This is a genomic window from Lysobacter sp. GCM10012299, from assembly GCF_042649405.1.
Classification (GTDB): Bacteria; Pseudomonadota; Gammaproteobacteria; order Xanthomonadales; family Xanthomonadaceae; genus Lysobacter_J.
The window spans coordinates 257,523-280,505 of record NZ_JBHRZC010000001.1 but is presented as its reverse complement, the minus strand read 5'-3'; the positions used below and the strand labels follow the sequence as shown (position 1 = coordinate 280,505).

Sequence of the window (22,983 nt, the reverse complement as noted above, 5' to 3'; positions counted from 1 at the left end):
CGCAAACCTCAGCGTAGGGAGAAAAACAGTGGCTAAACAGAAAAGCGCCAAGTCCAAGTCCCCGGCCAAGACCCCGGCCACGGGGGTGGCCAGCTCCTCGGCCATCGATATCGGGATCAGCGGCGGCGATCGCAAGAAGATTGCAGAGGGCCTGTCGCGCTTCCTTTCCGACAGCTTCACGCTGTACCTGAAGACTCACAATTTCCACTGGAACATCACCGGGCCGATGTTCAACAGCCTGCACCTGATGTTCGAGGGCCAGTACACGGAGCAGTGGAACGCGCTGGACGAAACCGCCGAGCGCATCCGCGCCCTGGGCTTCAATGCCCCCGGTTCGTACGCCGAGTTCATCCGCCTCAGCTCGATTCCCGAGGAGCCGGGCCTGACCGAGTCGCTGGACTGGCGCGAGATGGTCCGTCAGCTCACCGTCGGCAACGAGGCCGTGGCCCGCACCGCGCGCAAGGTGCTCAAGCTGGCCGATGACGCCGGTGACGATCCGACGGTCGACCTGATGACCCAGCGCCTGCAGACCCACGAGAAGTACGCCTGGATGCTGCGCTCGCTGCTCGAGTGACCCCTCCTGGCCCCTCTTCCGCTCGCGGAAGAGGGGTTTCCCGACTGGTCGCCTTCCCGCGCCGGCTAAACTAGGCGCATGTCCGACCCCGCACTCGATCTGCTCCGCCGCATCTTCGGCCACCCTGCTTTCCGCGGCGAACAGGCGCAGATCGTCGAACACGTCAGCAGCGGCGGCGATGCCCTGGTGCTGATGCCCACCGGCGGCGGCAAATCCCTGTGCTACCAGCTCCCGGCCCTGCTGCGCGACGGCTGCGGCCTGGTCGTCTCGCCGCTGATCGCGCTGATGCAGGACCAGGTCGAGGCGCTGCGCCAGCTCGGCGTGCGCGCGGCCTACCTGAACTCCACGCTGGATGCGGCCACCGCCGCCGACGTCGAACGCCAGCTGCTGGCCGGCGAGCTCGACCTGCTCTACGTCGCCCCGGAGCGCCTGCTCACCGGCCGCTTCCTGTCGCTGCTCGAGCGCGCGCGGATCGGCCTGTTCGCCATCGACGAGGCGCACTGCGTTTCGCAATGGGGCCACGACTTCCGCCCGGAGTACCGCCAGCTGACGGTGCTGCACGAGCGCTGGCCTGACATCCCGCGCATCGCCCTGACCGCCACCGCCGACGCGCCGACCCGCCGCGAGATCGCCGAGCGCCTGGCGCTGGAAGACGCGCGCCAGTTCGTCAGCTCCTTCGACCGCCCCAATCTTCGCTACCGCGTCGTCCACAAGGACGGCGCCGGCGTGCGCCAGCTGCTGGACTTCCTGGCCGGCCATCGCGGCGAGAGCGGCATCGTCTATGCCTTCTCGCGCAAGCGCGTGGAGAGCGTCGCCGAGCAGCTGCAGGCCGCCGGCATCAAGGCCCTGCCCTACCACGCCGGCATGGACGCACAGGTGCGCGCCGGCAACCAGCGCCGGTTCCTGCAGGAAGACGGCGTGGTGATGGTGGCGACGATTGCGTTCGGCATGGGCATCGACAAGCCCGACGTTCGCTTCGTTGCCCACGTCGACCTGCCCAAGTCGATCGAGGGCTACTACCAGGAAACCGGCCGCGCCGGCCGCGACGGCGAACCGGCCGAACTGTGGCTGAGCTACGGCCTGGGCGACATGGTCAACCTGCGCACGATGATCCAGCAGGGAGAGGCCGGCGAGGATCGCAAGCGCCTGGAGCTGGGCAAGCTCGATGCCCTGCTCGGCTACTGCGAATCCACCCAGTGCCGCCGCCAGGCGCTGCTGGGCTGGTTCGGCGAACCGCACCCGGGTGCCTGCGGCAACTGCGACAACTGCCTGGAACCGCCGAGCAGCTGGGACGGTACGCAGGCCGCGCGCAAGGCGCTGTCGTGCGTGTACCGCACCGGCCAGCGTTTCGGCGCCGGCCACGTCATCGACGTGCTGCGCGGCGCCGATACCGAGAAGGTGCGGCAATGGGGCCACGAACGCGTGAGCACCTTCGCGATCGGCAACGACCTCGACGAGCGCCAGTGGCGCGGCGTGTTCCGCCAGCTGGTCGCCAACGGCCTGCTCGAAGCCGACGTCGAGCACCACGGCGCCCTGCGCCTGACCGCGGCCAGCGGCCCGGTGCTGCGCGGCGAGCGCGAACTGCGCTTCCGCCACGAGGCGCCCAAGCCGGCACGCGGACGCAAGTCGCGCGGCGCGACCACGCTGCAGATGATCGAACTGGACGTCGATTCGCAGCTGCGCTTCGACGCGCTGCGCCACTGGCGTGCCGCGACCGCGCGCGAGCAGAACGTCCCGGCCTACGTGATCTTCCACGACAGCACGTTGCGTGCGATCGCCGAAGCCGCGCCCGACGACCTGGACGAACTCGGACGCATCCCCGGCATCGGCGCGAGCAAGCTCGACCGGTACGGCGAGGCCGTACTGCAACACCTGTTCGACAGCGCGCCCTGACGACAACGTCGGCCAGACGCGCGCCGGCGTATAAACGCAGCAGATCCCTGCCCGGAGCAACCATGGCCGAATCGTCAATCATTGGCGGCTGCCTGTGCGGCGCGGTGCGATACCGCTCGACGGGCGCACCGCGGGCCCTCTCGCTCTGTCATTGCCGCAGCTGCCGCAGGGCCAGCGGCGCGCCGTCGGTGGCCTGGGCGGTCTTCGCTTCCGAGCACTTCGCATTCACTACAGGCCAACCGGTCGCGTTCAATTCGTCACCCGGCGTGGAGCGCACCTTCTGTGGCCGCTGCGGGACACCACTGACCTGGCAGCGTGGAACGGAAGCCGACACCATCGACGTTACCACCGCCTCCCTCGACTCGCCCGACGACTTCGCACCGACGAAGGAAATCTGGATCGAGCACGCCATCGCCTGGGAAGCATTGAACCCGGCAACCGAGCACTATCCACGCAGCAGTGTCGGCGCCTGACTGCCCAGGAGGCACCATGCCCACCGAAACCATTTACCAGGGCGGCTGCCTGTGCGGCGCCGTCCGCTACCGCGCCAGCGCCGAACCGCTGCGAGGCGTGATCTGCCACTGCCAGGCCTGCCGCCGCCATTCCGGCGCACCGGCGCTGGCCTTCGTCCACTTCCCCATCGAATCGTTCCAGTGGACCGGCGCGCAGCCGAGCTGGTTCCGTTCGTCACAGTTCGCGCAGCGCGCGTTCTGCGCAACGTGCGGAAGCACGCTGGGCATGCGCGAAGAAGTCCTGGCAGAGCGCGTGCAAGTTTCGGTTGGAAGCCTCGACGAGCCGGAGCGCGTGCGCATCGACGACCACGTGTGGACACAATCGCGTGTGCCCTGGTTCGATACGCGCGACGCGTTGCCGCGCTTCGCCACCAGCAGCAATGCCGTGCCGAGCCTGGCCGAGCAGCCACCCGAATCGTAGCTCTCCACGCCCGACGACGTGCGTGCGGGCGTGGAAACCGGACTTCAACCTTTGAGGCCGCGGTGTGCGACACCGCCCAGCACGCCGCCGACGATCGGTGCCAGCCAGAACAGCCACAACTGCCCCATCGCGCCGCTGCCGGCGAACAACGCCATGCCGGTCGAACGCGCGGGGTTCACCGAGGTGTTGGTCACCGGGATGCTGATGAGGTGGATCAGCGTGAGCGCCAGGCCAATCGCGATCGGTGCGAAACCAGCTGGCGCCTTGCGGTCGGTCGCGCCGAGGATCACGACCAGGAACATCGCCGTCAGCACCACTTCGCACAACAGCGCCGCGGCCATGTCGTAACCACCCGGCGACAGCTCGCCGTAGCCGTTGCTGGCGAATGCGCCCGGTGCGGTGAGGTCGATCACCAGCTGGGTGCTGCCGGTGGCGATCTGATGGATGATCCAGCCGGCGGCGATCGCGCCGAGTACCTGCGCCACGACGTAGGGAAGAACGTCCGACGCCGGGAAGCGGCCACCGGCGAACAGGCCGATGCTGACGGCCGGATTGAAATGGCCGCCCGAGATATGGCCCAGCGCGTACGCACCCGTCAGCACCGTCAGGCCGAATGCCAGCGACACGCCCAGCAAGCCGATGCCGAGCGGATTGCCGTCGCCACCGAAGTTGGCCGCGAGCACCGCGCTGCCGCAACCGCCAAGGACGAGCCAGAACGTGCCGATGAACTCGGCCGACAATCGCTTGATCATGCATTTTCTCCTTGGCGCGTGCGCCACTTTGGTGTTGGTTCGCAGGCACGGGCCGCGACCTGCGAGGACAGGCGCGACAGCGTAGGTAGCGACCCCTGCCCGGTTCCATCAGGCGCGTCTCAATGCACCGGGCAGCGTCAGCTTTCGTTCACTGGCGCCGCCGATTCGTGTGATTGGCTTGAGCCTCGTCTTATGTGATCGAACAAGCGCGATCGCGAGAATGCCGCCGACGCGCCACGGCCGGCGCGCCACGACCGTCGCAAACAGGGCACGCATGAGCACGAAGATGTACAAGCTGTCGGTGGCCACGCTGGTGCTGCTCGCCGCGTTGGCGATGCTCCTGGCCGGCAGCTTCGGCAACCGCACCCGCCAGTGCCTGGAGGACCCCAGCCCGGGCGACCTTTACATGGCGCGCATCGACGCATTGCGCGGAACCAGGACCGAGGTGCCTGTCTACGGCGTGATGCGCGTCGAAGAGGTTTATCCCGACCGGATCATGGCGCACCCGGCCACGCACAGTTCGGCGAGCAAGCGGCGCGCCTATCGCGACCTGGAGAAGGCCATCGCCGACGAGATCGCGTACGACATGTCCAGGAGCATCGAGATTGCCCGGGACGACCTGCTCGGCCTGCACGCGCGCGGCATCATCGTGGTGGCCAAGGACCCCGGGGCCTGACCTGCGGGGGCCCGGGTCGGCGGCCCTTGTCGATTGCCTTCGCCCTGGTTCGTCTCACTGGTGACCACCCAGGAGATCCCCGGCATGAACGGCGCCCCATCCGCAGCCTCCCAGCCCATGGACCGCAACTGGTCGCTCGTTGCCGCCGGCGCGGTGCTCGGCTGCGTGGCGATCGGCACGATCTTCTCGCTGGCGGTGCTGCTGGCGCCGATGGGCGCCGCGACCGGCTGGTCGCGCGCCGGCCTCTCCAGCGCCATGACCCTGGCCTTCGTCAGCGGCGCCTTCGGCAGCTTTGGCTGGGGCATGCTCAGCGACCGCTTCGGGCCAAGGATGGTGGTCCTGGCGGGATCGCTGCTGCTGGGACTGTCGTGCGTACTGGCCAGCCGCGCCAACAGCCTGCTGCAGTTCCAGCTCGCTTATGGCGTGCTGCTGGGATTGGCGACGTCCAGCTTCTTCGCCCCGGTGATTGCCGCCACGGCGGCGTCCTTCGACCGGCATCGCAACATGGCCATCTCGCTGGTCTCGGCCGGTGTGGGCGTGGCGCCGATGACGATGTCGCCGCTGGTGGCGTGGCTGATCAGCCACTACGACTGGCGCGAGACATTGCTGATCGTCGGCGTGCTGGCATGGGTGCTGACGCTTCCGGCGGTATGGTTCATCCGGGCCGCACCCGAAGCGACGGCCGACGACGTCAGCGCACCATCGCGGCAGATGAGTGCCGGGCAGGCGTTGAGGTCGCGGCCTTTCATCGTGCTGGCGCTGGCCTTCTTCGCCTGCTGCGCGGCGCATTCCGGGCCTATCTTCCACACCGTCAGCTACGCGATTGGGTGCGGCCTGAGCGTCACCACCGCGGTCACCATCTACAGCATGGAAGGTGCGGCCGGACTTGGCGGCCGGCTGCTGTGCGGCGCACTGGCCGACCGCGTCGGCGCCAAGCCGGTGCTGGTGGTTGGCCTGCTGATCCAGGCATTCGCCGCCGTGACTTATCTCAGGGTCAACCAGGTCGACGGCTTCTACGCCGTGGCAATCGTCTTCGGCATGGCCTACGGCGGCACGATGCCGCTGTATGCCTCGTTGGCGCGCGATGCGTTCAGCCCTGGCATCCTCGGCACCGTGCTGGGTGCGATGAACATGCTCTCCAGCCTCGGCATGGCGTCGGGCCCGCTGATCGGCGGCTGGCTGTTCGACCGCTTCGGCAGCTACACCTGGCTGTATGTCGGCTCGATGGCGGTTGGCCTGGCGGCAGCGGCGATCGCGATGCTGTTCCCGACGAGCGCCGCAGAACGCCTCAAGCCGGCCACCGCCTGAACGCGGTGCCGGGAGGCGTTGACAGGTAATACCGATCGGTATATTTTTGCCGCCATGAACAAGGCGCAAAGAACCCGCAACCTGATCGTCGAGAAGACCGCACCGGTCTTCAACGTCAAAGGCTATGCCGCCACCTCCCTGGCCGACATGGAAGCGGCCACCGGGCTGACCAAGGGCAGCATCTACGGCAACTTCGCCAACAAGGAAGAAGTGGCCTTGGCGGCGTTCGAACACAACTGGGCGCAGGCACAGGCCGCGGTTCGCGCGCACATGGACCGTCACGCTTCGAACAAGGACAGGCTGCTGGCCATCGCCGGCGCCTACACCAGGCTGCCCAGCGACTTTCCCGAGGGCGGCTGTCCGCTCCTCAACACGGCCATCGAAGCCGACGACACCCACCCTGCCCTCAGGGAGAAAGCCAAGGCGGCGTTCCTGGGCTGGAAGAAGCACCTCGTCGCGGTGATCGAGGCCGGCATCGCCGCCGGCGAATTCCGCAAGGACGTCGATGCGGAGCAGACGGCGGTAACGCTGATCGCCACGATCGAAGGTTCCATCATGCTTTCCCGCCTGACCGGCAACGGCAAGTACAGCAAGCTGGTCATGACCTCAGTGGAAAGCGCCGTACTCGCCCTGACCTGATTTTTTTCGCCCCCGAATATACCGCTCGGTATTTACTTAACGGACCACGCCATGAACACCCACGTCAAACGCACGCACCTGAAGCGCAGGATCGCCTTCGCCCTTTCGATGGGCATTGTCACCACGGGAATCATCTCCTTCGCCCTTCTCGCCCTCAATCTCGGGTTCACCGAGGACTTCGCCCTGACCTGGCTGCGCTCGTGGGGCACCGGCTACCTGATCGTCATTCCCGCGATCCTGCTGATCGGCCCTCGCCTGCAGGCGCAGGTCGATCGGCTGATCCAGTAACGCCGTGGCGAGGAACTAACAGTGTCCACGTCATCCTTGAAGAACCTGCTCGGGAGCATCGTCATGACCGGTACCCTCCTTGCATCCGGCTGCGCCCACGACCCTGGCAAGCATGAGCGGAAAGCAGACATCGGATTCGTCGAAATCGACAAGGACATGTCACTGCGCAGCATGGTCGTGCACAACACGGACAAAAAGGGAACGGTGCTCCTGCTGCACGGCTTCCCCGAAACCGTGTACGCCTGGAAGGACATCGCCATCACCCTGGGTGACGACTACGAAGTGCATGCCTTCGACTGGCCGGGCTACGGGCTTTCGTCGCGGCCCGCGGCCGACCGGTTCGGCTATGCCCCCAGCGACTATGCGCGGGTGCTCAGGCAGTACATCGACAAGGCGGGCATCGACCGCTCGAACCTGACGATCTACGCAACCGACATCGGCGCATTGCCCGCACTGCTGCTGGCGCTCGAACAGCCTGACATCGCGCGGACGATCATCGTTGGCGACTTCGCGCCGTTCGACCGGCCGCAATACATGTACGAGAGCCTGCAGAACCTCAAGGGTGGCCCGGCGGCAGGCCCGACCCGTGCCTACATGAACGACCATCGCGACGAGATCCTGGCCAACACCTTCTACCGGGGGCTGCCCGATGACGCGCGTTACGCGATCTCGCCGGAGTTCCGCGACGACATGGCGCGCGGATGGAGCCAGGGCGACATGACCTCGGTGGATGCCTTCGCCCACTACTACTCCCACTTCACGCGGGACCAGCAATACCTCGAAGCAAATCTTGCCCGCCTGAAAACCCCGGTCAAGGTGGTCTGGGGCGAAAAGGACCTCTACATCAACCAGGCCATGGCGGTGGAGTTCAGCGAGAAGGCAAACGTCGAGCTCACCACCCTGCCCGGCATCGGCCACTACCCGCACCTGCAGGATCGCGAACGGACGATCGAAGAGATTCGTGCATCGTTCCGGTGAATGGCCAGCCGCTCAGCCGAGGCCTTCGATGATGCGGACATCGCGCTCGGCGGCGCCTACCAGCGTGACGAGTGACGCCTGATAGTCGGCGCTCTCGTACGCCGTTATCGCCGACTGCAGGCTGTCGAATTCCACGACCACCAACCGCGACGACGCGCCTTGTTCATAGGCCCTCGCGGGCACGCCACCTGCGAGGATGCGACCACCGTGGGCGAGGATCGCCTCGGTGCCGGGTGCGATGTAGCGCTCCACGGCCGCGGGGTCCGTGATCGATTTCCATGCGATGACCCAGTAACCCTTCTTCACCTGTTGCCTCCTGGGGCGGCCTGGTCGCCGCCCCTTGCTGTGAGCACCTGGCGACCGGATGGCCGCCAGACATTTGGACGTCTACTTCAGTGACCGGCGCTCTGGCCACCATCGACGTGCAGGATCTCACCCGTCACGAACGTGGCCGCGTCGAGATAGAGCACCGCCTGCACGACATCGCCGATGTCGCCCATGCGACCTACCGGGTGCAGTGCCGACAGCCACTCATGGGTTTCCTGCGCATGCATCGGCGTCTTGATCACGCCGGGCGAGACGGCGTTCACGCGGACACCGCGCTTGGCGTACTCGATCGCAAGCGACTTGGTCGCCGCGTTGAGGCCGCCCTTGGTCAGCGAAGCGAGCACCGACGGCACGCCGTCGATGGCGTGGTCGACCAGGCTGGTCGTGATCGTGACCACGTGGCCCGAGCCCTGCTTCTCCATCTCGGCGGCGGCGAGCTGGGTGATGTTGAAGAATCCGCCGACATTGACCGCGATGGCACTCGCGTAATCGTCCTGGGTGTACTGGGTGAACGGCTTGGCGTTGAAGATGCCGGCATTGTTGACCAGCGTGTCGATGCGACCGAACTTTGCCAGGCCTTCGCGGACGATGCGCTCGGCGACGTCGCGGTCGGCGATGTCGCCCGCGACCGTCAGGATGTCCGGGTCGTTCGACGGCTTGATGTTGCGGGAGTTGGCGATGACCCGGTAGCCGCGGTCGCGAAACGCCTGGACGACGCCAGCGCCGATGCCTTGCGATGCGCCGGTGACGATGGCGACCTTGTTTGAAGTGCTCATGATGTTTGTACTCTTGGATGTGAGGGAGGATCGGAGCCGGAAAACGCTTGGCTACCGACGAGCCTCAATCTAGGAGCAGGGATACGGTTTGCGAATCGCCGCCCCCCGGCAGACACCCTTCCGCGGAGCGCAACAATCGCTTCGGCGCTACGAGGACAACCGGGCGAAACTGGCACGCAGGCGCGGCAGGGCGAAGTCGACGAACGCCCGCACTTTCGGCACGGCAAGGCGGCCGTACGGCGACACCAGGTGCACCGGCAACGGCGCCGGTTCGGAATCCTCGAGCACGACCTGCAACTCGCCCCGGTCAATTTCCGGCGCTACGTGATACGACAGCAGGCGAACCACACCGTGGCCTTCCACGGCCGATGCGATGGCAGCACGCACGTTGTTGACCACCAGCCGCGGCGAGAAGGAAACGGAGCGGGCGATGGACGACCCTTCCTGCGGCGGGAAGCTCCACGCATCCAGCCCCATGTGGGCCATGGCGATGACCTGGTGCCTGGCAAGGTCTGCGGGCTCCGTGATGCGGGGATGGGTCGAGAGGTAGCGCGGCGATGCCACCACGACGCGACGCGCCTCACCGACGCGCTGGGCCACCAGGGTGGAGTCGGCCAGGTGCGAAATGCGCAATGCCAGGTCCATGCCTTCGTCGATGAGGTTGACCGGCCTTTCCAGCAAGTGCATCCGGACATTGACCGTCGGGTACTCGTCGATGAAGGCATCGACGACCGGGCGCAGTAGTTCCACGCCGACGAACACGGTCGAGGTGATCGTGAGCGTCCCGCGCGGGACCGAGCGTTCACCCGCCGCCTGGCGGTCGGCCTCTTCCAGGTCGGCGAGCACCCTGCGACATGCAGCGGCATAGCGCTCGCCGGCTTCGCTGAGCTTGATCGAGCGGGTCGTCCGATGCAGCAGCGGGACACCCACATGCGCTTCCAGCGCGGCGACGGCGCGGCTGACCGCGGCGGGCGAGCGGCCCGTCCTGCGACTGGCACCGGCCAGGCTGCCTTCGTCCAATGCCGCAATGAAGATCTTCATTGCTTCGATGCGATCCATGTGCGCGAACGCTCGATGGGAGCCGGGGGCATCGTACCGCGCCGGGCGGCCACGGCCCATTCCGCCGCGGGCGAATTTACGCGCTGCTGGACCGGCTGCGTCGCGTCGACGCCAGGAACACCGAGTTCGTATTGCTGGATCCGGGCCATGATGCGAACGCCAGTGGTGAACTCGACGCGCGCTCGACCCCGCGGAAGTGCTCACTCGCATCCGCGCACAGGCCGCCGATGTTCATGCCGTCAATCCGGCACAGGTGCGTGTCCGCGACTTGAGCCGGCTGGATTGAATGCGTCACTTAGGTGTTGACCTAAGTATCTGCCGGTGGTAGAAACGCGTTGTCAGGTCGGATGACCCAGCCAATCGGGTGCTGAAATGGTGCAATCCGCAGTGGCGGACGATGTCTTCTATGCCTTGTCCAATGCCACCCGACGCAAGGTCCTGGAGCAGCTGTGCCTCGGGCCCGCCACGGTCTCCCAGCTGGCGGAACCGTTCGACATGGCATTGCCCTCGTTCGTCCAGCACCTCTCGGTGCTCGAACGCAGTCGCCTGGTGAAGTCGAAGAAACAGGGCCGGGTACGCACGTACGAGCTTGCACCCGAGCGCTTCAAGGTCGCCGAAGGCTGGCTGACCGAGCGCCGCAGCGCGTGGGAATCCCGACTTGACCGGTTCGACGAGTACGTCAAACAACTCAAGCAGAAGGAGTCGAAGTCATGAGCAGGCACTTCGCGGTCAATCCGAAAACCGATTTCGTGATCGAGCGGTTCATCGATGCTCCGGCGCACCTGGTCTGGGAAGCGTTGACCAGGCCGGAGCACGTCAAGCAGTGGTACATGCCGAAGGCTTGGGGCGCGGTTTACACCTGCGAGATGGATGTGCGCCCGGGCGGCAAGTTCAGCCTCACCACGGCAGTCGACCAGGAGGTTCCGCACCTGGGCTGCTTCCTCGACGTGGTCCCGATGGAAAGGCTCGCCTGGACGTCCATGCTGTTCCCCGGCTACCGGCCGGCGGTGTTCGATGACATTCCGATCACGGCCATCGTCACGATGGAAGCCGAGGGGACCGGAACCCGCTACGTCTTCACGGCGCTGCACCGGGATGAAGCCGACTTCGAGGAAAACAAGGCGTCCGGCTGGGCGCAAGGAACCGAGATCGCGGTCGATCAGTTCGTGGCGCACGTAACAGCGTTGCGCTGACCCAAGGCAGTCCCTGTTGACGGAGCTGAAGCATTCGGACAATTCTGGTCGCATCCGGGAGATCAAGCCGCATTCAGGGTGCCTGACCCAGCGACTATTGGAGAAGCCTTGAGTTGCACGATGCTCGCAAGCAATAGGACGCCCGATGGCCATTACCGATCTGTCCCACGCCCGCGCCGATAGCTTTCGCAAGAGTTTCGATGGCCGTCGCCTCAATACTTACCGCGGCCTCCCCATCTATGCGGCACGAGAACTGCACCCGGCCGCGCATCGCCTGCTGGAAGAAAGCGTTGGGCCGGGAGGCCGCGTACTCGATGTTGGCGCCGGTGCCGGGGCGATGTCGCTGCGGTTGGGTGACGCAGGTTACGAGATGACGGCCACGGACTTGTTCCGCGCAAGTTTCCGGGCGCCGGGAATCCCGTTCGTCCAGGCAGATCTGAACACGACCTTTGCCTGTCACCTGCCTGGTCCATTTGACGCTGTCGTGGCACTGGAGATCATCGAGCACCTGGAGAATCCCCGCCACGTGCTGCGCCAGCTGCGCGCCCTGCTGCCAAAAGGCGGCCAACTCGTGCTGTCCACGCCCAACATCTCCAATCCCGTGTCGCAAGCGCTCTTCCTGCGGCGTGGCCAGTATCAGTGGTTCTCCGACAACGACTATCACGAGCAGGGCCATATCACTCCGCTCAGTCCATGGACACTCGTCAAGGCGCTGGAAGAATCGGGCTTCGTCGTGCGCCAGGAACTGGGCGTCGGCAACCCGTTCGCACGATCGAGGAAGCTGGGCCTGTCAGTACGCGTCCTGTCGTGCGCGTTTGCATTGATCAACGGGCTGCCACGCAGCCGTCGCGGCGAGGTCTGGCTGGTCAGGGCCGAGGCGATCTGATCGATGGTGGGCCGTGATGGATTCGAACCATCGACCAGCGGATTAAAAGTCCGATGCTCTACCGACTGAGCTAACGGCCCACTTGGAACTTTTCCTGCGCTCGCGGTGGTTGCGGGCGCTGCACCCGGCCTTGCGCCGGGGCGTGCATTCTAGCGCACGGCGCCGTCGCGATGCAGTGTGCGGCGGCGTCCGTCGTTCATACGTAACGCGTCGGGTCGGGGACGCCGGCCGCGACGAACCCTTCCGCACGCAGGCGGCACGCGTCGCAATGGCCGCAGGCGCGGCCCTGGTCGTCGGCCTTGTAGCAGGAGACGGTCTCGGCGAAATCCACGCCCAGGCGCATGCCCTCGCGGACGATGTCGGCCTTGCTCAGGAACTGCAGCGGCGCGTGCACGCGCAAGCCGGCGCCTTCCACGCCCGCCTTGGTGGCGAGGTTGGCCAGGTTCTGGAATGCGGCGATGAACTCCGGTCGGCAATCCGGGTAGCCGGAGTAGTCGACGGCGTTGACGCCGCAGAAGATGTCGGCCGCGCCCAGCACTTCGGCCCAGCCCAGCGCGACCGACAGCATGATCGTGTTGCGCGCGGGCACGTAGGTCACCGGGATCGCATCCTTGGCCGCGGCCTGGCCGATGGCGTGGCCATCGTCATCGGTGGGCACCGAGATGGTTTCGTCGGTGAGCGCCGAGCCGCCGATGCTGCGTAGGTCGACGTTGACGGTCTTGTGCGCGACCGCGCCGAGCGATTTCGACACGCGGTCGGCGGCATCGAGTTCGGACGTGTGGCGCTGGCCGTAGCGCACGCTCAGCGCATGCACGGCGAAGCCCTGCTCGCGCGCGATCGCGATGACCACGGCGGAGTCCATCCCGCCCGATACCAGGACAACAGCGTTCTTCATCTGCTTGGTTTCCACTGTGGGCGCTGCGAGCACTACGCTCAGCGGCCCGGTTCGTCGTTCCACAGGATCTTGTGCAACTGCAGCTGGAACCGCACCGGCAGCTTGTCGGCGACGATCCAGTCGGCCAGGTCACTGGGCTTGATCTGGCTGAAGCTGGGCGAGAACAGTACATCGCAGACCGCGGTGAGGTCGTGTTCGGCAACCACGCCCTTGGCCCAGTCGTAGTCCTCGCGCGAACAGATCACGAACTTGACCTGGTCGTGCGGGGTCAGCAGCGGCAGGTTCGACCACAGGTTGCGGTGGACCTCCATCGATCCAGGAGTCTTGATGTCGACGATGCGCGAGACGCGGGTGTCGACCAGGCTGATGTCGATCGCGCCGGAGGTCTCCAGCGATACCTCGTAACCGGCGTCGCACAGTCGCTGCAGCAGGCCGATGCAGCGCTTCTGCGAGAGCGGTTCGCCGCCGGTGACGCAGACATGGCGGGCGCCGTGGCGGGCAACCTCGGCCAGGATGTCGTCGATCTGGTGCCATTCGCCGCCGTGGAAGGCGTAGGCGGTGTCGCAATACTGGCAGCGCAGCGGGCAGCCGGTCAGGCGCACGAAGACGGTCGGCCAGCCGATGGCGCGGGCTTCGCCCTGCAGGGACAGGAAAATCTCGGTGATCCGCAGCCGGTCCGGCGACGCTGCGGCCGCTTCGGCGGGGAGTGCGTTCATTGCTGCGATTTTAAAGGATCTTGCCGGCCGGTACCCGGCCTTTCAGGCTGTTTCAGCGCAGGCGGCCGAGCTGGATCGCGTTGAGGCGGTCGCTGGCGGTGCGGGCGGCATCGGAGCCGGGGTATTTCGTCGAAACCGCGGCCAGGGTGCGCTCGGCGGCTTCGACCTGCTTGAGCCCGAACTGCGACAGGCCGACCTTGAGCATCGCGCCCGGGGCCTTGTCGTGGGTCGGGTAACGGTCCAGCAGGGCCTGGAACTGGATCTGCGCCAGCTCGTAATTCTGGGTGACGTAGTAGCTCTCACCGAGCCAGTACAGCGCATTGGGCGCGTAAACGCCCTGCGGGTAGGTCTCGACGAAGGACTGGAACAGGCGCGAGGACTGGACGTAGTCGCCGCTCTTGAGCGCGCTGAAGGCGGCGTCGTAGGCCGCGCGTTCGTCGGCGCCCTGGGCCAGCGAACCCTTGTCGCCGTAGACCGCCGGCGGGCGGTCCTTGGCCGATGCGGACGGCACCGCGGGCTTGGTCGACTTGGCCGGTGCCGCTGCCGGTGCCGGGGTGCCGGTCGCCGGAGGCGTGACCGCGCCGCTCTCGAGCCGGTTGATGCGACCGTCGAGGTCGAGGTACTGGGCCTTGCCGCTTTCGAGCAGCTGGCTGTTCTGCTGCTGCAGTTCTTCGATCTGCGAACGCAGTGCCTGCACTTCGCTGCGCAGCTGGCTGACCTGGTTGAGCAGGTCGACATTGCCCTGGTTGTTGGCGGCCTGCTGCTCGAGCACGGCCACGCGGTCAGCCAGGCTGGCCCGCTGCGCGACAGCGGGCGCGGCGACCACGAGGGTCGCCGCGAACGCCATGGCAAGTAACGTCTTGCGCATCATCGCCGGATATTACTTGGCGGTGTACACGATCTCGACGCGACGGTTCTTGGCCCAGCAATCTTCGTTCGAGTCGGTGCAGACCGGACGCTCTTCGCCGTAGCTGGTGACCGTGATCTGGCTGCCCGAGCCGCCATTGGCCTGGACGGCCGACGACACGGCGTTGCCGCGGCGCTCGCCGAGGCCGAGGTTGTACTCGCGGCTGCCGCGCTCGTCGGCATTGCCTTCCAGCGTCATGCGGGCCGACGGACGGTCACGCAGGTACTTGGCGTGGCAACCGACGATGGCCTGGAACTCCGGACGCAGGCTGTCCTGGTCGAAATCGAAGTACACCACGCGCTGGCGCAGGCAAGCGTCGGTGTCCAGATCGTTCGGGCCGTAGACGCCCGAGGTGACCGGAGCTTCGGCAGCCGGAGCGGTGGTCGGCGTTTCGGCCGGCGGCGGGGTTTCCTTGACCTTCTTGGAGCAGGCCACGGCCGCGGTGCAGAGCACGGCGGTGAGCAGGATGCGAGCGGTGTTGTTCATGGTTTTCCTCGTCATTCGAGCAGGGACAGATACGGGGCAAGCGGAAGTGAAACAAGAACGAATGCAGCTTCGCCGGTCCGGCGGCTTACTCCGAAAGGAGCACTCCGACAGGATCAGCGAGGCAAGCGGAATGGCCCCCAAGCCGGCTCACGCACGTCCCCATCCGCAAGCACCAGGCGCTGGCGCACCCGGGCATCGGACGAAACGGCATAGAGCACGCCCCGGCGGCCCTCGCGCGCAGCATAAAGGATCATCGCGCCATTCGGGGCAAAGCTGGGCGACTCGTCCAGGGAACCGGGCGAAAGTGTGCTCCAGCGCGCAGACCCGAGGGTGCTGTCCATCATGGCAATCCGGTAGACATTGCCGGCGCCCTGGGCGGTGGCGATCTTCTTGCCGTCGGCCGAAATGCTGGCACTGGCGTTGTAGCTGCCCTGGAAGGTGACGCGGGTTGCGCTGCCGCCGCTGGACGGAACCGAGTAGATCTGCGGGCGGCCGCCGCGGTCGGAGGTGAAGTAGATGGTGCCGCCGTCGGCGCTCCAGCTCGGCTCGGTGTCGATGCTGAAATGGTTGGTCAGCTGGGTCAGCGCCTTGCTGCCCAGGTCCATCACGTAGATCTCCGGGTTGCCGCTGCGCGACAGGGTCAGCGCCAGGCGACGGCCGTCGGGCGAGAACGACGGGGCGCCGTTGATGCCGCGGAACTTGGCGATGAGTTCACGGCTGCCCGAGGTGATGTTCTGGATGTAGATCGAGGAGTTGCCGCCCTCGAAGCTGACATAGGCCAGGCGGCCACCGTCCGGGCTCCACGACGGCGACAGCAGCGGCTCGGGCGAGCGCACCACGGTCTGCGGGTTGAAGCCGTCGGAGTCGGCGACCATCAGCGCGTACTGGGCGCCCTTGCCGGTGCCGGTCGCGGTGACATAGGCGATGCGGGTGAAGAACGCGCCGCGGATGCCGGTGATCTTTTCGTAGACCGCGTCGGCGACCTGGTGGGCCACATCGCGCATCGCATTGGCACGGGCCGTCAGGGCGAAGCCGAGCAGGCGCTGCTGCTTGGCCACGTCGAACAGCTCGTACTCAAGGCGGTAGCTGCCGGCGCCGGCGTCGAGGACGCGGCCGACGACGATGAAGTCCTGGTTCAACGCGCGCCAGGTCGGGTAGTTGATCTCCCCGCCCTTGGTCGGCTTCTCGATGATGTCCTTGTCCGGCAGCGGCCGGAACTGCCCGGAGCGCGCGAGGTCGGCGCTGACCACCTGGGCGAGGTCGGTCTCCGGGGCGGTCCCGCTGCCCTGGTAGGGCATCGGCACCACCGTGATCGGGAGGGCAGCGGCATTGCCGCCGACGATGTCGATCTCAAGCCCCTGCTGGGCGAAAGCGGCGACGGGAAGCAGCAGGGCGAGCAGCGAGGCAAGCCAGGCGACGGATCGGTTCATCGGTGCTCCAGTGGTGCGGACGTCATATCAACTTGGCAATTGTTAACAGGCGCGGGGTGAACGTGGGCTCAAGCCTCAGCGATCCTGCGCGGTGAATTTCAGCGTCAGATCGCGGGCGAACACCTTCTCGAAGCCGGCGTACGGCAGGGGCTGCGCCTTGCGCACGGCCGCCTCGATGGAACGACGACCCTGCTCATCGTAGGCGCACGGCTCCGACACTTCCGCGCTCATCACCTGCCCGCCCGGCAACTGCCGGATCAGCAGCGTGCAGCGCGAACCGACCGGCACGGTTTCCGGGCGGGTCCACTTGCTCAGGATCGCCTCCTGCAAGGCCGCCGCATAGCGCGCCTGCAGGCCGGTGTCGGTACCGGCATTGCCCGGCGGCGGGCTGGCATCGCTGGCGCCTGCCGATTCGGCCGGCGACGGGCGCGAGCGGACGTCGGCAATCTGGCGCAGGCGCTGCTCGGCCAGGTCGGCCTCGCGCGCCGCGGCGACGCGCTTGCGACGGATCTCGGCCAGCTTCTGCTCGCGTTCCTGGTCCTGCTGCTCGGCCAGGCGGCGCTGCTTCTCGACCTGCTCCTGGCGCTTCTGCTCGGTCAGGTCCACCTGGTCCTGCTTGCGCTTGGCTTCCTGGACCTTGTCCTCTTCGGCAGCGATGGGCGTGGGCTGGTCGACGACCGCTTCCTGGTTTTCGTTGTCCGGAACCGGAATGAAGTCCTGCGGCTGCGGCTGCGGCGTGGCGACGGAATCTTCCGGCCGTGGTTCCGGCAACGGTTGCGGCAGCGGTGCGGCTTCTTCCGGTTCCGGCTTCGGCAGTTCGACCGGCTTGGGGCGCTTGAGCAACGTGCGTTGCATCGCCGGCGACAAGGCGTCGGCGTCGATCAGCTCTGCAGTCACCGGTGAGCCTGCCGCCGACACCGGTGCGGTTGACCGGGTCCACAGCAGTCCGACGAACATCAGCGCAAACAGCAGGGCGTGCAGCCCCACCGCCTGCCAGATCGCCCGCGCGGTGTCGGCGCGCGACTCCCGCATCAGCGACCCGCCTGGCTCTTGGCCTGATCCGGTTGACTCATCAGTCCGACCTTTTTCACGTTCGCGCTCTGCAGCAGCACCAGCGCGTCCATGACCCGCTGGTAATTGGCCTTTGCGTCACCGGCGACGAACACGGCGACGTCCGGGTTCTGCGCGACGATGGCCGACACCTTGGCGCTCAACGCCTCGGCGGTGACCGCCTCGTTGCTGCCTGCCTTCAGGGCGAGGAAGTAATGACCCTCGGGATCGACGCTGACGACGACCGGGTCCTTCTTTTCCTGGATCGACTTGGCATTGGATTGCGGCAGGTCGATGTCGACGCCGAGATTCAACAGCGGTGCGGTGACCATGAAGATGATCAGCAGCACCAGCATCACGTCGATATAGGGAACGACGTTGATCTCGGCTTTGAGCTTGCGCTTGCGATGGCGGCGCGCGGTGATACCGGCCATGGCCTTCCTCTCGTTTCGTTCGGTCCAGAAGACCGGTTAGTTCACGACCCAATGGGGGCCGGGAAAGGTCCGCACGAGTCGTGCGGGACGTTGCGAGGGAATCGCATCAGGTCTCGTCGAGGTTCGCCTGGCGCTGCAGGATCGAGGAGAACTCTTCGGAGAACGCGTCGTAGCGCACCGACATGCGTTCGACCTTGGTCGCGTAGCGGTTGTAGGCCCACACCGCCGGGATCGCCGCGAACAGGCCCATCGCCGTGGCGATCAGCGCCTCGGAGATGCCGGGAGCGACCGTGGCGATGGTCGCTTCCTTCATGTTGGCCAGGCCTTGGAACGAAATCATGATGCCCCACACCGTGCCGAACAGGCCGACATACGGGCTGATCGAACCGACGTTGGCGAGGAATTCCAGGTTGTGCTCGAGGCCGTCGATCTCGCGCGAGCCGGTGGCGCGCATGGCGCGCTGGGCGCCTTCGAGCTGCATGCGACTGTCGGCGCCGCGGCGCTGGCGCAGGCGGCCGAACTCGCGGAAGCCGGCTTCGAAGATCGCTTCCAGCCCACCGATCTCGCGGTTGCGCTCGGTGGTGCCGGCGTAAAGTTTGGACAGCTCGGCGCCGGACCAGAAACGCTCTTCGAACTGGTCGGCTTCGCGCGCGGCGCGGTCGAGCACGCGCTTCTTGCGGAAGATGATCACCCACGAGGCGATCGAACCGAACAGCAGCAACAGCATGACCAGCTGCACCGGGATGCTGGCGTGCAGCACCAGTTGCAGCAGGTTGAGGCTGTTGGTGTCGGCGGCGCCCGTCGACAGCGCCTGCACCGCTGTGTTGGCGGCATTGGCGGCCTCTTCCGGCAGGGGCTCCACCGCGGTGGCCTGCAGTGCTGTCAACAATGGGGTCATGCCTGGTTCTCCGTGCCCGTCACGCGGGACTGTTTGCCACTTGGGGGACTGCGATCGATGAAACGGGTGAAACGTGGATCGGGGTTAACGCGGGTTGAAGCAGTGGTCAACGCGCCGGTTGCTCGAGCGCCTTGAGCTGGTCGTGCAGCGGCTGCGGGATCGGACGCGGGCGGAATCCGTCCGCATCCAGCGCTGCCACCCGCACCTGCGCGGTCAGCAGCAGGTCGCCACCGCGGACGATCGACTGGGTGAACACGGCGCTGGCGCGGCGGCATTCCCGCAACCCCACCGACACCGCCAGTGCATCGTCCAGCCGGGCCGGCTTGAGGAAATCCAGCTGCATGGCGCGCACGGCGAACACCAGCCCATGCTCGATCCGCAAAAACTCCTGGCCATACCCCTGCGCACGCATCCACTCGGTCCGCGCGCGTTCGAGGAACGCCAGGTACTGGGCGTGGTAGACCACGCCGCCAGCGTCCGTATCTTCCCAGTAGACCCGTGTCGGCCAACTGAACGCCACATCAACCGTCACTTCCGGCCTCCTCGAAAAGCCCGCCGTTGCTGGCTTTCGGCCTCAGGCCAATGTGGCGGTAGGCCTTGGGCGTGGCCATCCGGCCGCGCGCGGTGCGGATGAGATAGCCCTGCTGGATCAGGTACGGCTCGATGACGTCTTCGAGCGTGCCGCGCTCCTCGCTCAGCGCCGCGGCCAGCGATTCGACGCCGACCGGGCCGCCGTCGAAGGATTCGATGATGATCTTGAGCATGCGCCGGTCGAGCTCGTCGAAGCCCTCCGGGTCGACCTTGAGCATGGCCATCGCCGCATCGGCGACATCGCGGGTGATGTCGCCACCGGCGCGGACCTGGGCGAAGTCGCGCACGCGTCGCAGCAGGCGGTTGGCGATGCGCGGCGTGCCGCGCGAACGGCGGGCGATTTCGGCCGCGCCTTCCGGCTCGCAGGCGATGCCGAGGATCTGCGCCGAGCGGCGCACGATCCGGGTGAGTTCCTCGGCGCTGTAGAACTCCAGGCGCTGGACGATGCCGAAACGGTCGCGCAGCGGCGCGGTCAGCAGGCCGGCGCGGGTGGTCGCGCCGATCAGGGTGAAGGGCGGCAGGTCGAGCTTGATCGAACGGGCCGCGGGGCCCTCGCCGATCATGATGTCGATCTGGTAGTCCTCCATCGCCGGGTAGAGGACTTCCTCGATCGCCGGCGAGAGGCGGTGGATCTCGTCGACGAACAGCACGTCGTGCGGCTGCAGGTTGGTCAGCAGCGCGGCCAGGTCGCCGGCCTTCTCGATCACCGGGCCGGAGGTCTGGCGCAGGCCGACGCCGAGCTCGTTGGCGATGACGTGGCTGAGCGTGGTCTTGCCCAGGCCGGGCGGGCCGAAGATCAGGACATGGTCGAGGGCTTCGCCGCGTGCCTTGGCGGCCTCGATATAGATCTTCATCTGCTCGCGCACCGGCGCCTGGCCGAGGTATTCGTCCAGCCGCTTGGGCCGGATCGACGCCTCGATGGCCTCGTCCTCGCGGGTGGCGCCGGAAGCGATGATGCGGGAGTCATTCATGCCCGTATGTTCGCATCCCCGTCATCCCGGCGCACGCCGGGATCCATCTTGACGTTGCCTGGACGTCCACGCTCCCTCGACTTCGGAGCGGCGTTGTCCGCAGGGCGGGGGAGTGCTCCGTCCCGCAGACGACATCCTGTCTTTATGCGGGACGCGGGACATCCATGTCCCGCTGCTCCGCACTCCCCCGCCCTGCGGCCAACGCTCTGGCGATTCGTTGCCAGGTCTTCGGGGAGACTGGTGCAACGGCAAAGTCAAAATGGGTCCCGGCGTTCGCCAGGATGACGGTGACGGAGCGGAAGGACCATGGGCCTGAATCCCGGCGTTTGCCGGGTCGACGGTGAGTCATGCACGTCATTCCCGCGCAGGCGGAAAACCGGGGTGAAAACCGGGGTCAGATCTCGACCTGCGCCCCCAGCTCCACCAGGCGGTTGCCCGGGATGCGGAAGAAGCCCGTGGCCGGGGCGGCGTTGCGGTGCATGAAGGCGAACAGGCGGTCGCGCCAGATCGGCATGCCGCGATGGCGGCTGGCCACCACGGTCTCGCGGCTGGCGAAGTACGTCGTGTCCATCGGGTCGAAGTAGGTGCCACCGGCGTCGCACGAGCGCATCAGCGCCAGCGGCACGTCGGGCACTTCCATGAAGCCGAAGCGGATCAGCACGCGGTAGAAGTCGTCGCCGATGGCCTGGATCTTCAGGCGCTTGTCGCGCGGCGCGTAGGGGACGTTGAGCGTCTCCACCGTCAGGAACACGTTGCGCTCGTGCAGCACCTTGTTGTGCTTGAGGTTGTGCAGCAGCGCGTGCGGCACCACGCCCTTGTCGGCGGTCATGAAGATCGCCGTGCCCGGCACGCGTACCGGCGGCGCCAGCATCAGGCCGGGCAGGAAACTGTCGAGCGAGATGCCTTCCTTGCGCACCTCGTCATGCAGCAGCTCGCGGCCACGACGCCACGTGCGCAGCAGCGTGAACACGACCAGGCCCAGCAGCAGCGGGAACCAGGCGCCGTCGAAGAACTTGGCGCCGTTGGCGATGACGAAACCGACGTCGACCACGAAGAACAGCAGGCACAGCGGCAGCACCCAGGTGCGCCAGCGCGGCCACAGCGCGCGCGCGACCAGCGCCAGCAGCAGGGTGTCGATCAGCATGGTCGCCGACACCGAGATGCCGTAGGCCGTGGCCAGTGCGGTCGAGCTGCGGAACATCAGCACCACCGCCAGCACCGCGATCATCAGCAGCCAGTTGATGTACGGCACGTAGATCTGGCCGATCGTCGACTGCGAGGTGTGCTTGACCTGCATGCGCGGGATGTAGCCCAGCTGCATGGCCTGGCGCGCGACCGAATAGGCACCGGTGATGACCGCCTGCGAGGCGATCACCGCGGCCATCGTCGCCAGCACGATCATCGGGTACAGCGCCCACGCCGGCACGGCCTCGAAGAACGGGTTCTTGACCGCGTCCGGGTGGCCGAGCACGAAGGCGCCCTGCCCCAGGTAGTTCAGCATCAGGCACGGCAGTACCAGGATGTACCAGGCGTAGCGGATCGGGCGCGGACCGAAGTGGCCCATGTCGGCGTACAGCGCCTCGCCGCCGGTCACGGCCAGCACCACCACGCCCAGGATCAGCACCGAGTGCGAGCCGTGCTCCATGAAGAAGCGCGCGCCCCACATCGGGTTCAGCGCCTTGAGCACTTCGGGCGCGTCGACGATGTTGTGGAGGCCGATCGCCGCCAGCGCCAGGAACCAGACCGTGGTGATCGGCCCGAAGATCCGGCCGACCTTCTCGGTGCCGAAGCGCTGGGCGAAGAACACCATCACCAGGATGACCACGGCAATGGGCACGATGAACCGGTGCAGCCCCGGAGCGGCGACTTCCAGGCCCTCGACCGCGCCGAGCACGGTGATGGCGGGGGTGATCACGCTGTCGCCGAAGAACAGCGAGGCGCCGAAAATACCGAGGATGCCGATGATGTAGGCCGAGCGGGAACCCTTGGGCAGGGTGCGCTGGGCCAGCGTCATCAGCGCCATGATGCCGCCCTCGCCCTCGTTGTCGGCGCGCATGATGATGGTCACGTACTTCAATGTCACCGTGATCATCAGCGCCCAGAACACCAGCGACAGGATGCCCAGCACCGTGTCGTGGTTACCGACCAGGCCGAAGTGCGGCGAGAACGCCTCCTTCAGCGTGTACAGCGGGCTGGTACCGATGTCGCCGAAGACGACGCCGATCGCACCGATGACAAGGCCGCCCAGCCCCTGTTTGCCATGGCTCTGGTGCGCGCCATTGGCGGAGGTTGAATGGGGAACGGAAGAGGACATTGAGTTGGT

General features: G+C 66.6%; 27 protein-coding genes and 1 tRNA gene. 12 read left to right on the top strand and 16 right to left on the bottom strand.

Annotated features, from left to right (window positions below):
* Positions 1-28 precede the first annotated feature (28 nt).
* The 4 genes from ACFOPO_RS01420 to ACFOPO_RS01405 all read left to right on the top strand — a co-directional run bounded on the left by ACFOPO_RS01420 (position 29) and on the right by ACFOPO_RS01405 (position 3,400).
* Positions 29-574, top strand: a complete 546-nt coding sequence (locus tag ACFOPO_RS01420; RefSeq protein WP_386700175.1) for a Dps family protein — start codon at positions 29-31, stop codon at positions 572-574.
* Positions 575-652: 78 nt separating this feature from the next.
* Entirely contained in the window at positions 653-2,467 is a 1,815-nt protein-coding gene (recQ, locus tag ACFOPO_RS01415; RefSeq protein ID WP_386700174.1) for a DNA helicase RecQ, read from the top strand.
* A gap of 62 nt (positions 2,468-2,529) precedes the next feature.
* Positions 2,530-2,940, top strand: coding sequence for a GFA family protein (locus ACFOPO_RS01410; protein ID WP_386700172.1), 411 nt, complete (start codon positions 2,530-2,532; stop codon positions 2,938-2,940).
* Between the two features lie 16 nt (positions 2,941-2,956).
* On the top strand, positions 2,957-3,400 hold the full coding sequence (locus ACFOPO_RS01405) for a GFA family protein (protein WP_386700170.1): 444 nt from the start codon (positions 2,957-2,959) through the stop codon (positions 3,398-3,400).
* A 44-nt stretch (positions 3,401-3,444) separates the two neighbouring features.
* On the opposite strand, the gene aqpZ is transcribed toward ACFOPO_RS01405, so the two are convergent.
* Positions 3,445-4,152 carry an aquaporin Z gene (aqpZ, locus tag ACFOPO_RS01400; RefSeq protein WP_386700168.1) on the bottom strand — a complete coding sequence of 236 codons (708 nt, stop codon included), beginning with the start codon at positions 4,150-4,152 and terminating at the stop codon, positions 3,445-3,447.
* Between the two features lie 274 nt (positions 4,153-4,426).
* On the opposite strand from aqpZ, the gene ACFOPO_RS01395 reads away from it, so the two are divergent.
* The 5 genes from ACFOPO_RS01395 (at position 4,427) to ACFOPO_RS01375 (ending at position 8,041) form a co-directional block, all read left to right on the top strand.
* Positions 4,427-4,828 carry a hypothetical protein gene (locus ACFOPO_RS01395; protein ID WP_386700166.1) on the top strand — a complete coding sequence of 134 codons (402 nt, stop codon included), beginning with the start codon at positions 4,427-4,429 and terminating at the stop codon, positions 4,826-4,828.
* A gap of 84 nt (positions 4,829-4,912) precedes the next feature.
* Positions 4,913-6,136 carry an MFS transporter gene (locus ACFOPO_RS01390; RefSeq protein ID WP_386700164.1) on the top strand — a complete coding sequence of 408 codons (1,224 nt, stop codon included), beginning with the start codon at positions 4,913-4,915 and terminating at the stop codon, positions 6,134-6,136.
* Positions 6,137-6,190: 54 nt separating this feature from the next.
* Positions 6,191-6,775 carry a TetR/AcrR family transcriptional regulator gene (locus tag ACFOPO_RS01385; RefSeq protein ID WP_386700162.1) on the top strand — a complete coding sequence of 195 codons (585 nt, stop codon included), beginning with the start codon at positions 6,191-6,193 and terminating at the stop codon, positions 6,773-6,775.
* Positions 6,776-6,826: 51 nt separating this feature from the next.
* Positions 6,827-7,063: a DUF2798 domain-containing protein gene (locus tag ACFOPO_RS01380; protein ID WP_386700160.1), complete on the top strand. Its 237-nt coding sequence runs from the start codon at positions 6,827-6,829 to the stop codon at positions 7,061-7,063.
* A gap of 63 nt (positions 7,064-7,126) precedes the next feature.
* The gene (locus ACFOPO_RS01375) at positions 7,127-8,041 is read left to right on the top strand and encodes an alpha/beta fold hydrolase (RefSeq protein ID WP_386700158.1); all 915 of its coding nucleotides are present in this window, start codon (positions 7,127-7,129) and stop codon (positions 8,039-8,041) included.
* Positions 8,042-8,053: 12 nt separating this feature from the next.
* On the opposite strand, the gene ACFOPO_RS01370 is transcribed toward ACFOPO_RS01375, so the two are convergent.
* From ACFOPO_RS01370 to ACFOPO_RS01360, 3 genes are all read right to left on the bottom strand, one after another.
* Complete coding sequence (locus tag ACFOPO_RS01370) at positions 8,054-8,347, bottom strand: DUF1330 domain-containing protein (protein WP_386700156.1); 294 nt, start codon at positions 8,345-8,347, stop codon at positions 8,054-8,056.
* Positions 8,348-8,433: 86 nt separating this feature from the next.
* Positions 8,434-9,144: an SDR family NAD(P)-dependent oxidoreductase gene (locus ACFOPO_RS01365; protein ID WP_386700154.1), complete on the bottom strand. Its 711-nt coding sequence runs from the start codon at positions 9,142-9,144 to the stop codon at positions 8,434-8,436.
* Between the two features lie 147 nt (positions 9,145-9,291).
* Positions 9,292-10,203 (bottom strand): LysR family transcriptional regulator, encoded by a 912-nt coding sequence (locus ACFOPO_RS01360; RefSeq protein ID WP_386700152.1) that lies wholly within the window; start codon positions 10,201-10,203, stop codon positions 9,292-9,294.
* A 372-nt stretch (positions 10,204-10,575) separates the two neighbouring features.
* Here ACFOPO_RS01360 and ACFOPO_RS01355 point away from each other — a divergent pair, with 372 nt between their 5' ends.
* From ACFOPO_RS01355 to ACFOPO_RS01345, 3 genes are all read left to right on the top strand, one after another.
* Complete coding sequence (locus ACFOPO_RS01355; protein ID WP_386700150.1) at positions 10,576-10,917, top strand: ArsR/SmtB family transcription factor; 342 nt, start codon at positions 10,576-10,578, stop codon at positions 10,915-10,917.
* Positions 10,914-11,396, top strand: a complete 483-nt coding sequence (locus ACFOPO_RS01350; RefSeq protein WP_386700149.1) for an SRPBCC domain-containing protein — start codon at positions 10,914-10,916, stop codon at positions 11,394-11,396. Before ACFOPO_RS01355 ends, ACFOPO_RS01350 begins: the two co-directional genes overlap by 4 nt.
* 145 nt (positions 11,397-11,541) lie before the next feature.
* Positions 11,542-12,282 (top strand): class I SAM-dependent methyltransferase, encoded by a 741-nt coding sequence (locus tag ACFOPO_RS01345; protein WP_386700147.1) that lies wholly within the window; start codon positions 11,542-11,544, stop codon positions 12,280-12,282.
* A 4-nt stretch (positions 12,283-12,286) separates the two neighbouring features.
* On the opposite strand, the gene ACFOPO_RS01340 is transcribed toward ACFOPO_RS01345, so the two are convergent.
* The 12 genes from ACFOPO_RS01340 to ACFOPO_RS01285 form a co-directional block, all read right to left on the bottom strand.
* A tRNA-Lys gene (locus ACFOPO_RS01340) sits at positions 12,287-12,362 on the bottom strand.
* A gap of 116 nt (positions 12,363-12,478) precedes the next feature.
* A complete protein-coding gene (gene queC, locus ACFOPO_RS01335; protein ID WP_386700145.1) occupies positions 12,479-13,177 on the bottom strand; it encodes a 7-cyano-7-deazaguanine synthase QueC in 699 nt (232 codons plus the stop codon).
* A 38-nt stretch (positions 13,178-13,215) separates the two neighbouring features.
* The gene (gene queE, locus ACFOPO_RS01330) at positions 13,216-13,893 is read right to left on the bottom strand and encodes a 7-carboxy-7-deazaguanine synthase QueE (RefSeq protein WP_386700143.1); all 678 of its coding nucleotides are present in this window, start codon (positions 13,891-13,893) and stop codon (positions 13,216-13,218) included.
* Between the two features lie 52 nt (positions 13,894-13,945).
* Positions 13,946-14,761, bottom strand: a complete 816-nt coding sequence (ybgF, locus tag ACFOPO_RS01325; RefSeq protein WP_386701225.1) for a tol-pal system protein YbgF — start codon at positions 14,759-14,761, stop codon at positions 13,946-13,948.
* Between the two features lie 12 nt (positions 14,762-14,773).
* Positions 14,774-15,286, bottom strand: a complete 513-nt coding sequence (pal, locus tag ACFOPO_RS01320) for a peptidoglycan-associated lipoprotein Pal (RefSeq protein WP_386700142.1) — start codon at positions 15,284-15,286, stop codon at positions 14,774-14,776.
* A 113-nt stretch (positions 15,287-15,399) separates the two neighbouring features.
* Positions 15,400-16,716 (bottom strand): Tol-Pal system beta propeller repeat protein TolB, encoded by a 1,317-nt coding sequence (gene tolB, locus ACFOPO_RS01315; protein WP_386700140.1) that lies wholly within the window; start codon positions 16,714-16,716, stop codon positions 15,400-15,402.
* A gap of 75 nt (positions 16,717-16,791) precedes the next feature.
* Entirely contained in the window at positions 16,792-17,748 is a 957-nt protein-coding gene (locus ACFOPO_RS01310; protein WP_386700138.1) for a cell envelope integrity protein TolA, read from the bottom strand.
* The gene (gene tolR, locus ACFOPO_RS01305; protein WP_386700136.1) at positions 17,748-18,200 is read right to left on the bottom strand and encodes a protein TolR; all 453 of its coding nucleotides are present in this window, start codon (positions 18,198-18,200) and stop codon (positions 17,748-17,750) included. Before tolR ends, ACFOPO_RS01310 begins: the two co-directional genes overlap by 1 nt.
* A gap of 106 nt (positions 18,201-18,306) precedes the next feature.
* A complete protein-coding gene (gene tolQ / locus ACFOPO_RS01300; protein ID WP_386700134.1) occupies positions 18,307-19,098 on the bottom strand; it encodes a protein TolQ in 792 nt (263 codons plus the stop codon).
* Between the two features lie 106 nt (positions 19,099-19,204).
* Positions 19,205-19,630, bottom strand: coding sequence for a tol-pal system-associated acyl-CoA thioesterase (gene ybgC / locus ACFOPO_RS01295; protein WP_386700132.1), 426 nt, complete (start codon positions 19,628-19,630; stop codon positions 19,205-19,207).
* Positions 19,620-20,660, bottom strand: a complete 1,041-nt coding sequence (gene ruvB / locus ACFOPO_RS01290; RefSeq protein WP_386700130.1) for a Holliday junction branch migration DNA helicase RuvB — start codon at positions 20,658-20,660, stop codon at positions 19,620-19,622. The genes ybgC and ruvB overlap by 11 nt, the downstream gene beginning before the upstream one ends.
* Positions 20,661-21,054: 394 nt before the next feature.
* A complete protein-coding gene (locus ACFOPO_RS01285) occupies positions 21,055-22,974 on the bottom strand; it encodes a potassium transporter Kup (RefSeq protein WP_386700128.1) in 1,920 nt (639 codons plus the stop codon).
* Positions 22,975-22,983 lie beyond the last annotated feature (9 nt).